Annotated in this window: 9 protein-coding genes; 5 read left to right on the top strand and 4 right to left on the bottom strand. The window is 72.3% G+C overall.

Annotated features, from left to right (window positions below; all coding sequences use genetic code 11):
* Positions 1-60: 60 nt before the first annotated feature.
* Positions 61-1,341, bottom strand: coding sequence for an acetyl-CoA C-acetyltransferase (locus D6B71_RS05870; RefSeq protein ID WP_121252881.1), 1,281 nt, complete (start codon positions 1,339-1,341; stop codon positions 61-63).
* Positions 1,342-1,518: 177 nt separating this feature from the next.
* On the opposite strand from D6B71_RS05870, the gene D6B71_RS05865 reads away from it, so the two are divergent.
* Genes D6B71_RS05865 through D6B71_RS05855 form a run of 3 tightly spaced genes read left to right on the top strand, consistent with a single transcriptional unit; the run spans position 1,519 to position 4,012 of the window.
* Positions 1,519-2,871: a 3-oxoacyl-ACP reductase gene (locus D6B71_RS05865; RefSeq protein ID WP_121252879.1), complete on the top strand. Its 1,353-nt coding sequence runs from the start codon at positions 1,519-1,521 to the stop codon at positions 2,869-2,871.
* Position 2,872: 1 nt separating this feature from the next.
* The gene (locus D6B71_RS05860; RefSeq protein ID WP_121252877.1) at positions 2,873-3,760 is read left to right on the top strand and encodes a MaoC family dehydratase; all 888 of its coding nucleotides are present in this window, start codon (positions 2,873-2,875) and stop codon (positions 3,758-3,760) included.
* Positions 3,761-3,817: 57 nt separating this feature from the next.
* On the top strand, positions 3,818-4,012 hold the full coding sequence (locus tag D6B71_RS05855; RefSeq protein ID WP_121252875.1) for a hypothetical protein: 195 nt from the start codon (positions 3,818-3,820) through the stop codon (positions 4,010-4,012).
* 4 nt (positions 4,013-4,016) lie between these two features.
* On the opposite strand, the gene D6B71_RS05850 is transcribed toward D6B71_RS05855, so the two are convergent.
* Genes D6B71_RS05850 through D6B71_RS05840 form a run of 3 tightly spaced genes read right to left on the bottom strand, consistent with a single transcriptional unit; the run spans position 4,017 to position 6,776 of the window.
* Positions 4,017-4,871 carry an acyl-CoA thioesterase gene (locus D6B71_RS05850; protein WP_121252873.1) on the bottom strand — a complete coding sequence of 285 codons (855 nt, stop codon included), beginning with the start codon at positions 4,869-4,871 and terminating at the stop codon, positions 4,017-4,019.
* A gap of 35 nt (positions 4,872-4,906) precedes the next feature.
* The gene (locus D6B71_RS05845) at positions 4,907-5,779 is read right to left on the bottom strand and encodes an acyl-CoA thioesterase (RefSeq protein ID WP_121252871.1); all 873 of its coding nucleotides are present in this window, start codon (positions 5,777-5,779) and stop codon (positions 4,907-4,909) included.
* Positions 5,780-5,783: 4 nt separating this feature from the next.
* A complete protein-coding gene (locus D6B71_RS05840) occupies positions 5,784-6,776 on the bottom strand; it encodes a PAC2 family protein (RefSeq protein ID WP_121252869.1) in 993 nt (330 codons plus the stop codon).
* A gap of 192 nt (positions 6,777-6,968) precedes the next feature.
* Here D6B71_RS05840 and D6B71_RS05835 point away from each other — a divergent pair, with 192 nt between their 5' ends.
* Together D6B71_RS05835 and D6B71_RS05830 are read left to right on the top strand one after the other, a co-directional pair.
* On the top strand, positions 6,969-8,216 hold the full coding sequence (locus D6B71_RS05835; protein ID WP_121252867.1) for a thiolase family protein: 1,248 nt from the start codon (positions 6,969-6,971) through the stop codon (positions 8,214-8,216).
* A complete protein-coding gene (locus D6B71_RS05830; protein WP_121252865.1) occupies positions 8,213-10,294 on the top strand; it encodes a 3-hydroxyacyl-CoA dehydrogenase NAD-binding domain-containing protein in 2,082 nt (693 codons plus the stop codon). The genes D6B71_RS05835 and D6B71_RS05830 overlap by 4 nt, the downstream gene beginning before the upstream one ends.
* Positions 10,295-10,326: the final 32 nt, after the last annotated feature.

Raw genomic sequence — 10,326 nt, 5'->3', positions numbered from 1 at the left:
CCATCTACAGGTCAGACCGTGTCGTCGCAGGATCTCGACCAACGTGCCTGGGCATCACACCTAGCGCTCCAGGATCGCCACCACGCCCTGACCACCGGCGGCGCAGATCGAGATCAGCACCCGGCCCGAGCCGCGTTCGGCGAGCAGCTTCGCCGCCACGTTGAGGATGCGGCCCCCGGTCGCGGCGAAGGGGTGCCCGGCGGCGAGCGAGGACCCGTGCACGTTGAGCTTGTCGCGGTCGATCGCGCCGAGCGGCTCGTCGCGGCCCAGCCGCTCCTTGCAGAAGACCGGGTCCTCCCAGGCCTTGAGCGTGGACAGCACCTGGGAGGCGAACGCCTCGTGGATCTCGTAGTAGTCGAAGTCCTGGAGCGAGAGTCCCTCGCGCTCGAGCATCCGCGAGACGGCGTACGCCGGCGCCATCAGCAGCCCCTCGCCGCCGTGCACGTAGTCGACCGCGGCGGTGTCGTAGGTGCGCAGGTAGGCCAGCGGCTCGAGCCCCCTCTCGGCGGCCCAGTCCTCGGAGCCGAGCAGCACCGCCGAGGCGCCGTCGGTGAGCGGCGTGGAGTTGCCGGCGGTCATGGTGGCGGCCTCGCCCTTGCCGAAGACCGGCTTGAGCTTGGCGAGCTTCTCCGCCGAGGAGTCCGGGCGCAGGTTGTTGTCGCGCTCCAGGCCGCGGAACGGCGTGATCTGGTCGTCGAGCCAGCCGGCGTCGTAGGCGGCGGCCAGCTTCTGGTGGGAGGAGGCGGCGAGCTCGTCCTGCTCCTCGCGGCTCACCTGCCACTCCAGGGCGGTGAGCGCGGCGTGCTCGCCCATGGACAGGCCGGTGCGCGGCTCGCCGTTCTGCGGGATCGACGGCACCAGGTGGGCAGGGCGGACCTTGGCCAGGGCGGCCAGGCGGTCCTTGAGGTCCTTGGCGCGGTTCGCCTCGAGCAGGATCTTGCGCAGCCCCTCCCCCACGGCGATCGGGGCGTCGGAGGTGGTGTCGGAGCCGCCGGCCACACCGGAGTCGATCTGGCCCAGGGCGATCTTGTTGGCCACGGAGAAGGCGGCCTGCAGGCCGGTGCCGCAGGCCTGCTGGATGTCGGTGGCGGGCGTCCGCGGCGACAGCTTCGAGCCGAGCACGGCCTCACGGGCGAGGTTGAAGTCGCGCGAGTGCTTGAGCACGGCACCGGCGACGACCTCGCCCAGCTCCTCGCCGGCCAGGCCGAACCGGTCGACGAGACCGTCGAGGGCCGCGGTGAGCATGTCCTGGTTCGAGGCGGTCGAGTAGACGGAGTTGGACCGGGCGAACGGGATCCGGTTGCCGCCGAGCACGGCGACGCGACGAGTGGTGGTCTGCATGGCTCCTATCCTTGCCACGACCCCCCGCGCCGGAGAAGGGCATGAGGGGCACGTCACGAAATATGGACTCTGAGTTACACGTCCAGTTACATGGCAGTCGCACCGTCTCGACACGCGGTCTCGCACGCACCAGACCCGCGACCCGACCCGCCACCAGACCCGGAGGACGTCTTCGACATGAGCGACCGGTACCAGAGCTTCACCAGCTCCCCGATCGGCAGGCTGCTGGTCAAGAACCTCGGGCTGCCCGACCCCACCGCCCTCGAGCGCTACACCGCCGGCGACCCGCTGGTCCGGGGCACCGTGGCGCTCGGCGGCACCGGCCGGCTCGTGGACCGGCTGCCCGGGCTGCTCGACGGCCTCGGCATCGCCACCACGACCGAGGTGGCGGCGGCCGCGGACGAGACCGCCCCCCAGAGGTTCAAGGGGCTCGTCTTCGACGCCACCGGGCTGACCAACTCCGCCGAGCTGGTCGCCCTGCGCGACTTCTTCACCCCGCTGCTGCGCCGGCTCGAGAGCTGCCCCCGGGTGGTCGTGCTCGGCACCCCGCCCGAGCAGCTCACGGGGCCGGCCCGGGTGGCGCAGCGCGCGCTCGAGGGCTTCACCCGCAGCCTCGGCAAGGAGATCGGCCGCGGCGGCACCGTGCAGCTCGTCTACGTCGCGGAGGGCGCGGAGGACGCCGTGACCTCGACGCTGGGCTTCCTGCTCTCGCCCAAGTCGGCCTACGTCTCCGGCCAGGTGGTGCGGGTCGGCGCCCACGGCGCCACCGCCGCGGCGCAGGAGGTCGACTGGCAGCGACCGCTCGCCGGGAAGGTCGCGCTGGTCACCGGCGCGAGCCGCGGCATCGGCGAGCAGATCGCCCGAGTGCTGCACCGCGACGGCGCCACCGTGGTCGGCGTCGACGTGCCCCAGGCCGCCAGCGAGCTGCAGGCGCTGATGCGCGAGCTCGACGGCGACTGGCTCACCCTCGACATCACCGGCAAGGACGCTCCGCAGCGCATCGCCCACCACCTGTCGGAGAAGCACGGCGGGGTCGACGTCGTCGTGCACAACGCCGGCATCACCCGCGACAAGAAGCTGGCGAACATGGGCGAGGACCGCTGGGACTCCGTGGTCGCGGTGAACCTCACCGCGCCGGAGCGGATCACCCGCGAGCTGCTCGAGCAGGGCGTGGTGAACGCCAACGGGCGCATCGTCGGCGTCGCGTCGATCGCCGGCATCGCGGGCAACGTCGGCCAGACCAACTACGCCGCGTCCAAGGCCGGGGTGATCGGCTTCGTCGACTCCCTCGCCGACGAGCTCGGCGACGGCATCACGATCAACGCCGTCGCCCCGGGCTTCATCGTCACCCAGATGACCGCGGCGGTGCCGTTCGCGACCCGCGAGGTCGGCCAGCGCCTCAACGCGATGGCCCAGGGCGGGCTGCCCGTCGACGTGGCGGAGACCATCGCCTGGTACGCCAACCCCGCCTCGACCGCCGTCAACGGCAACGTGGTCCGGGTGTGCGGCCAGATGATGCTGGGAGCCTGAGATGACCGAGCCCGACGTCAAGCTGCTCGCCGGCGAACCCGGCGGGGTCGGCACCCTGCTGCGTGCGGCGCTGCCCTCCCTGCCCGTCGTGGGCCGGCTGCCGGGGGTGCGCAAGGGCTCCGCGTCGGCCTTCACCGGTCTGGCCTACCGGCGGCCGCCGGTCACGGTCGAGCGCGGCCAGGTCGACGCGTACGCCGCGGTGTGCGGCTTCCCGGCGAAGGACGTCGTGCCGCTCACCTACCCGCACCTGCTCGCGTTCGGGCTGCACATGGCGATCATGAGCGACCCGGCGTTCCCGTTCCCGGCCATCGGCACCGTGCACCTGGAGAACGCCATCACCCAGCACCGGCGGATCGCCGTCGGCGAGACCCTGCGGGTCCAGGCCCGGGTCGGCGCCCCGATGCCGCACCCGAAGGGCACGGTCCTGGAGTTCGTCACCGAGGTCTGCGACGGCGACGGCGGGACCGTCTGGTCGAGCACCTCGACCTACCTGCGCCGCGGGCGGGGCGACGACACGGCCCCGGCCGGCGCCGCGTTCCCCGACGTGCCGCCCGGCGGCCCGCACTGGAGGCTCTCCGGCGACCTGGGCCGCCGCTACGCCGCGGTCTCCGGCGACCACAACCCGATCCACCTCTACCCGCTCACCGCCAAGGCCCTCGGCTTCCCCCGCCAGATCGCCCACGGCATGTGGAGCAAGGCCCGCTGCGTCGCGGCGCTGGAGAACCGGCTGCCGGACGCGGTGCGGGTCGAGGTCGCCTTCAAGAAGCCGATCCTGCTGCCCGGCACGGTGGCCTTCGGCGCCCGGCCCGTCGAGGGGGGCTACGCCTTCTCTTTGAGCAGCCCCACGAGCGGCGCCCCGCACCTGGCGGGGCGGACCACCGCCCTGTGACGCGGATCGCGCCGTAGGACGGCGCATGGTCTGCCCGGCACGGGGTATCGCCAGCGGGTGACCATCTCAGAGCCGAGGTCCGAGGCCAGCGCGCGACAGTCGCTGCGCCAACAGACCTACCCCCGTCGGCAGTTCCTCGCCTACCAGCGCCAGATCGTCGGGCAGGACGTCAGCCCCAGAGCGGGGTCCGACCCCGACCACCCGATGACCTTCGAGACCTGGCTCGCCGAGGCCGAGCAGTCCGCGAGCTGACCGGTCAGCGCCTCCGGGGCCGGATCAGCCCCTCCTGGGCGACGGTCGCGACCAGGGTGCCGTCCTCGGTGAACACCCGGCCGAGCGAGAACCCGCGCGCCCCCGACGCCGACGGCGACCACTGGTCGTAGAGCCACCACCGGTCGGCCCGGAAGGGACGGTGGAACCAGATCGTGTGGTCCAGCGAGGCCATCTGCGCCTGACCGGGGCGCACCCCGTGCACCGCCAGCGACGCCCCCAGCAGCGAGATGTCGCTGGCGTAGGCGAACGAGGCGAGGTGCGACTGCGGGTCGGCAGGCAGCTCGTCGCGCACCCGCATCCACATCCGGGCCTGCGAGGGGTGCAGCGGGTCGGGCTCGAGCCCGGCCGAGGAGTTGCCGAGGTAGCGCACGTCGATGACCGACCACTCCCGGCCCAGCTCCTGGGACTCCGCGTCCTGGCGACCGCGCAGCATCTCGATCATGTCCCAGCCGGCGTCGGGCGGCGCCACCTGCGGCATCGGCTCCTGGTGGTCGAAGCCCTCCTCGGGCCGCTGGAAGTTCAACGTCTGGTAGTAGATCGGGCGCCCGTGCTGCCGTGCGACCACCCGCCGGGTCAGGAACGACCGTCCGTCGCGGATGCGCTCGACGTCGTAGACGACCGGCACCGCGTAGTCGCCGGGCAGCAGGAAGTAGGAGTGCAGCGAGTGCAGCGCGAACTCGGGGTCGACCGTGCGCACCGCGGCGACCAGCGCCTGCGCCGCGACCTGCCCGCCGTACACCCGCTCGCGGGCGGAGTCGGGCTGGCGGCCGCGGAACAGGTCGAGGTCGATGTCCTCGAGATCGAGCAGGACGAGGAGCTCCGGGACGGACTCGGGCACGGGCTGCCTTTCGGGTGTCGGTGAGGTGGCGGGATTCAGGAGCGCTGCCGCAACAGCGCCTCCTGGGCGACGCTGGCGACCAGGGTGCCGTCGGGGGTGAAGACCCGCCCGTGGATCAGCCCCCGCCCGCCGGACGCCGACGGGGAGACCTGGTGGTAGAGCCACCACTGGTCGGCCCGGAACGGCCGGTGGAACCAGATCGTGTGGTCCAACGACGCGGCCTGCAGCCCCGGGGCGCCCATCCGCAGACCGTGCGGAGCCAGGGCGGCACCCATGATCGTCATGTCGGAGAGGTAGGTGAAGGCGGCGACCTGGGTCAGCGGGTCGTCGGGCAGCGGCCCGGACACGCGCAGCCAGAACGCCTGGCGGCCCGGGTGCCGGTCGTCGGGAGGAAGCAGGTCGTCGGCGGAGCTGCCGACGTAGCGCAGCTCGACCGCACCCCATTCGTCCTCGGAGACGTCGACGTCGCGCTGCGCCGGGTCGCGCTGCCGCTCGCGGTGGCCGGCCCACGGGTCGATCGAGTCGTCGGGGCCCGGCACCTGCGGCATCGGGTCCTGGTGGTCCAGGCCGTCCTCTGGGCGCATGAACTCCAGCGTCTGGGCGTAGATCGGCCGACCGTGCTGACGGCCGAGCACCCTGCGGGTCGCGAACGTGCGACCGTCGCGGAGGTTCTCCACGTCGAAGATGATCGGCGCCCCCGGGTCGCCGGGCTGCAGGAAGTAGGAGTGCAGCGAGTGCACGACGTACGCCGGGTCGACCGTGCGGGCACCGGCGACCAGGGCCTGTGCAGCGACCTGGCCGCCGAAGACCCGCGGCAGCGCGGAGGGCAGCTGCCGCCCGCGGAAGAGGTCGTCGTCGATCGCCTCCAGGTCGAGCAGCGCGATCAGCTCGTCGGCGTCCTTGGGCATCGGCTCAGTCCTGCCCCGGGCCGTCGGTGCCCGGCTCGCCGGGGCCGTCGGGCCCCTCGGATCCGTCCAGGCCGGCGAGGAACCGCTCGAACTGCTGGCCGATCTCGTCGCCGGTGGGCAGCGGCTCGTCGTCGGCCAGCAGGTTGCCGCCGTTCTCCTCCGAGCGCGCGAACGCGTCGTACTGCTGCTCCAGCGCGGTGACCACGTCGGCCACCTCGGTGTTGGCGACCAGGTAGGCGGCGATCTCGGCGTCGCGGGCCTCGGTGTCGGTGCGCAGCGCGGTCAGGTCGACCATCAGCCGGCCGGCGATCTCGACCTGCTCCAGCAGCGCGGTCGAGGCTCGCGGGTAGTCGAGCTGGGCCAGGTAGTGCGGGATGTGGGCGACGAACCCCATCGCGGGGTGCCCCCACTCCCCCAGCCGCACCTCGAGCAGTGCCTGGGCGCTGCTGGGGATGCGCAGCTCGCCGCGCCAGGGGCTCTCGCCCACCAGCAAGTCGGCGTCGTTGGCGTGGTGGGTGATCGCGATCGGCCGGGTGTGCGGCACCGCCATCGGCACCGAGCCGACCGAGATGGTGCGGGTCACGCCGAACCGCTCGACGACCTCCTGCACGGCCCGGCAGAACGCCTCCCAGCGGTTGTCGGGCTCGGGGCCCTGCAGGAGCAGGTAGGGGGTGCCGGCGCTGTCGTGGAGCAGGCGGACCACGAGCCGCGGGGCGTCGTAGCCCTCGTAGTGGTCGCGGACGAAGGAGATCGCCGGGCGCCGGGCGCGGTAGTCGTGGAAGACGTCGACGTCGAAGGTCGCCACGACCGGGGCCTCCCCGGAGGTCTCGACCAGGTGGCGGGCGGCGCGGGCCGCGGCGTTGCCGGCGTCGAGGAAGCCGTCGAGGACCACGACCATGACCAGCTCGGCGGGGGCGTCGCCGGCCTGCTCCTCCGGGCGGTCGTCGAGGCCACGCACGTGGTCGACGATGTGCACCAGGCGGGATTCGGGGGACACGGGCGATGGTCCTTCCTGTCTTCAGCTTGCGGGGCCTTGCGGATCATCGCAGAGGTCCGGGGTCGGCCGTGGGTCCAGCACGGCGTGGTCCCCGGGTATTCCCATTGGTTACTGCGGGGTAACCTGTGCGCCGTCCGACCAGTCACCCCCAGCACCCCCGAACCAATCACCGAGCCATCAGAGGAGACCGTCGTGCCGACAGCGTCCCGACAGCTGCGAGAAGTCGTCTTCGTCGACGGCGTACGCACCCCCTTCGGCAAGGCCAAGGGCCAGTACGCCGAGACCCGCGCCGACGACCTCGTCGTCAAGTGCATCCGCGAGCTGCTCCGCCGCAACCCCTCGCTGTCCCCGGAGCGGGTCGACGAGGTCGCGGTCGCCGCGACCACCCAGATCGGCGACCAGGGCCTGACCATCGGCCGCACCGCCGCCCTGCTCTCGGGGCTGCCCAACTCCGTGCCGGGCTACTCGATCGACCGGATGTGCGCGGGCGCGATGACCGCGGTGACCACCACCGCGGCCGGCATCGCGTTCGGCTCCTACGACGTCGCCATCGCCGGTGGCGTCGAGCACATGGGCCGGCACCCGATGGGCGAGGGCGTCGACCCCAACCCGCGGATCGTCGCGGAGCGCCTGGTCGACACCGAGGCGCTGGTCATGGGCAAGACCGCCGAGAACCTGCACGACCGCTACCCCTCGATCACCAAGGAGCGGGTCGACGCCTACGCGGTGCGCTCCCAGAGCAAGACCGCCGCGGCGTACGACGCCGGCAAGATCCAGCCCGACCTGGTGCCGGTGGCGACCCGTTCGGCCGAGCTCGGCTGGGGCCTCGCCACCACCGACGAGCCGATGCGGCCGGGCACCACGATGGAGTCCCTCGCCGGGCTGAAGACCCCGTTCCGCGCCCACGGCAAGGTGACCGCCGGCAACGCCGCGGGCATCAACGACGGCGCCACCGCGGCGCTGCTGGCCGACGAGGAGACCGCCCGCGAGCTCGGCCTGCCGGTCAAGATGCGGCTGGTGTCCTATTCGTTCGTCGGTGTCGAGCCCGAGGTAATGGGCGCCGGCCCGATCCCCTCGACCGAGAAGGCGCTCAAGCAGGCCGGCCTGACCATCGACGACATCGACGCGTTCGAGGTCAACGAGGCGTTCGCGGTGCAGGTGCTGGCGTTCCTGGAGCACTTCGGCATCGCCGACGACGACCCGCGGGTCAACCCCTACGGCGGCGCGATCGCGATGGGCCACCCGCTGGCCTCCTCCGGCGTCCGGCTGATGAACCAGCTGGCCCGCCAGTTCGAGGAGCGCCCCGAGGTGCGCTACGGCCTGACCACCATGTGCGTCGGCCTCGGCATGGGCGCCACGGTCATCTGGGAGAACCCGCACTACAACGGAGACTCGGTGGTCGAGCCTGCCGAGACCATCACTGGAGGAGACGTCCGATGAGCGACCTGACGCCCTTGCTCGCCCGCGCCCAGGAGATCTCCTCCGACGCCGAGCGCGTCACCCGGGCACACCTGCGCAAGGTGACCCTGCCGCCGGTCGACGGCAAGCCTGCCGGCGTGATGGGCCTGATCACCCTCGACAACGGCGAGGACCACACCAAGCCGAACACGTTCGGCCCGCGGTCGCTCATCGAGCTGAACACCGCGATCGACGCCGCCCTCGCCGACGACGAGATCACCTCGCTGGGCGTGACCGGTAAGCCGTTCATCCTGGCCGCCGGCGCCGACCTGACCAGCATCTCCGGTGGCGGTCCCGACGCGGTGCGCGTCGTGGCCGAGCTCGGCCACGCGGTCTTCCGCAAGCTCGGCGACGGTGGCAAGCCGTCGTTCGGCTTCGTCAACGGCCTCGCACTGGGTGGCGGCCTCGAGGTCGCGCTGCACTGCGACTACCGCACGGTGATGGACTCCGCGCCGGCGCTGGGCCTCCCCGAGGTCATGCTCGGTCTCGTGCCCGGCTGGGGCGGTGCCTACCTGGTGCCGAACCTGATCGGCGCCGACAAGGCGGTCACCGTGATCGTCGAGAACCCGCTTAACAACGGCAAGACGCTCGGCGGCAAGGCCGCCTTCGGGCTCGGCCTGGCCGACGCCTGCTTCTCGGGCGCCGACTTCCTCGAGCAGTCGCTGCTGTGGGCGGCCCGGGTGCTGACCGGCGCCGAGACCGTCGAGCGGCCCGAGGTCGACCGCGGCGAGGCGTGGGACGCCGCCGTGGCGCGCGCCGAGGGCATCGTGCAGGCCAAGACCGGCGGCGCCAGCCCGGCGGCACGCAAGGCGGTCGAGCTGATCGCCGGTGCCAAGACCGCGACCCGCGACGAGGGGTTCGCCGCCGAGAACGATGCGCTCGAGGCGATGTCGCAGACCCCCGAGCTGCTGGCCAGCCTCTACTCGTTCGACCTCGTGCAGAAGCGCGCCAAGCGTCCGGCCGGCGCGCCCGACCGGTCGCTGGCCCGCCCGGTGGGCAAGGTCGGCATCGTCGGGGCGGGTCTGATGGCCTCGCAGCTGGCGCTGCTGTTCGTGCGCCGGCTGCAGGTGCCGGTGGTCCTCACCGACCTCGACCAGGAGCGGGTCGACAAGGGCGTGGGCTACGTGCACGCCGAGATCGACAAGCTGCTGGCCAAGGGCCGGATCAACGCCGACAAGGCGAACCGGTTCAAGGGCCTGGTCACCGGCGCCGTCGACAAGGGCGAGGTCTTCGCCGACGCCGACTTCGTGATCGAGGCTGTCTTCGAGGAGATGTCGGTCAAGAAGGCGGTGTTCGCCGACGTCGAGAAGGCGGTCTCGCCCGAGTGCATCCTGGCGACGAACACCTCCTCGCTGTCGATCACCGAGATGGCCGCCGACCTGGAGCACCCCGAGCGGGTCGTGGGCTTCCACTTCTTCAACCCGGTCGCGGTGATGCCGCTGCTCGAGATCGTCAAGGGCGAGCAGACCGACGACGCCGCGCTGGCCACCGCGTTCGCGACCGGCAAGGCGCTGAAGAAGACCACGATCCTGGTCAAGGACAGCCCCTCGTTCATCGCCAACCGGCTGCTCGGCCGGTTCATGAGCGAGGTCGGCCGGATCGCCGACGCCGGCACCCCGGTGCCGGTGGTCGACGGCGCGTTCGCCGGGGTCGCCCCGATGCCGCCGTTCGTGCTGCTCTCGCTGGTCGGCCCGGCGATCGCGCTGCACAACAACGAGACCCTGCACCGGGCGTTCCCCGACCGGTTCTACGTCTCCCCCGCCCTCCAGCGCGTGGTCGAGGCCCGCAAGGGCTCCTACTACGGTCCCGACGGCGCGATCGACCCCGAGGTCGAGGCGCTGCTGGAGAAGCCGGCGAACCCGGAGGTGCTCGACGCCGCCGAGGTGCGCCGCCGCACCCTGGCCGGGCTGGCCGAGGAGGCGCGCCTGATGCTCGACGAGGGCGTCGTCGCCGCTCCCGAGGACCTCGACCTGGCGATGATCACCGGGGCAGGCTTCTCGTTCTGGAACGGCGGACTGACGATGCTGCTCCAGCGTGAGGGCTTCGGCACGTTCCACTGAGTGCCGCGAAGGGGCCGGACCGCTCGGTCCGG

The organism is Nocardioides ferulae, from assembly GCF_003660455.1.
In the GTDB taxonomy this organism is placed as follows: domain Bacteria; phylum Actinomycetota; class Actinomycetes; order Propionibacteriales; family Nocardioidaceae; genus Nocardioides; species Nocardioides ferulae.
This window is presented reverse-complemented; position numbering and strand designations above follow the sequence as displayed.

Excerpts from the sequence above, each read along its gene's own strand:
- D6B71_RS05860 (WP_121252877.1), top strand. The coding sequence starts at position 2,873 with ATGACCGAGCCCGACGTCAAGCTGCTCGCCGGCGAACCCGGCGGGGTC.
- D6B71_RS05870 (WP_121252881.1), bottom strand. The coding sequence starts at position 1,341 with ATGCAGACCACCACTCGTCGCGTCGCCGTGCTCGGCGGCAACCGGATC.
- D6B71_RS05845 (WP_121252871.1), bottom strand. The coding sequence starts at position 5,779 with ATGCCCAAGGACGCCGACGAGCTGATCGCGCTGCTCGACCTGGAGGCG.
- D6B71_RS05865 (WP_121252879.1), top strand. The coding sequence starts at position 1,519 with ATGAGCGACCGGTACCAGAGCTTCACCAGCTCCCCGATCGGCAGGCTG.
- D6B71_RS05830 (WP_121252865.1), top strand. The coding sequence starts at position 8,213 with ATGAGCGACCTGACGCCCTTGCTCGCCCGCGCCCAGGAGATCTCCTCC.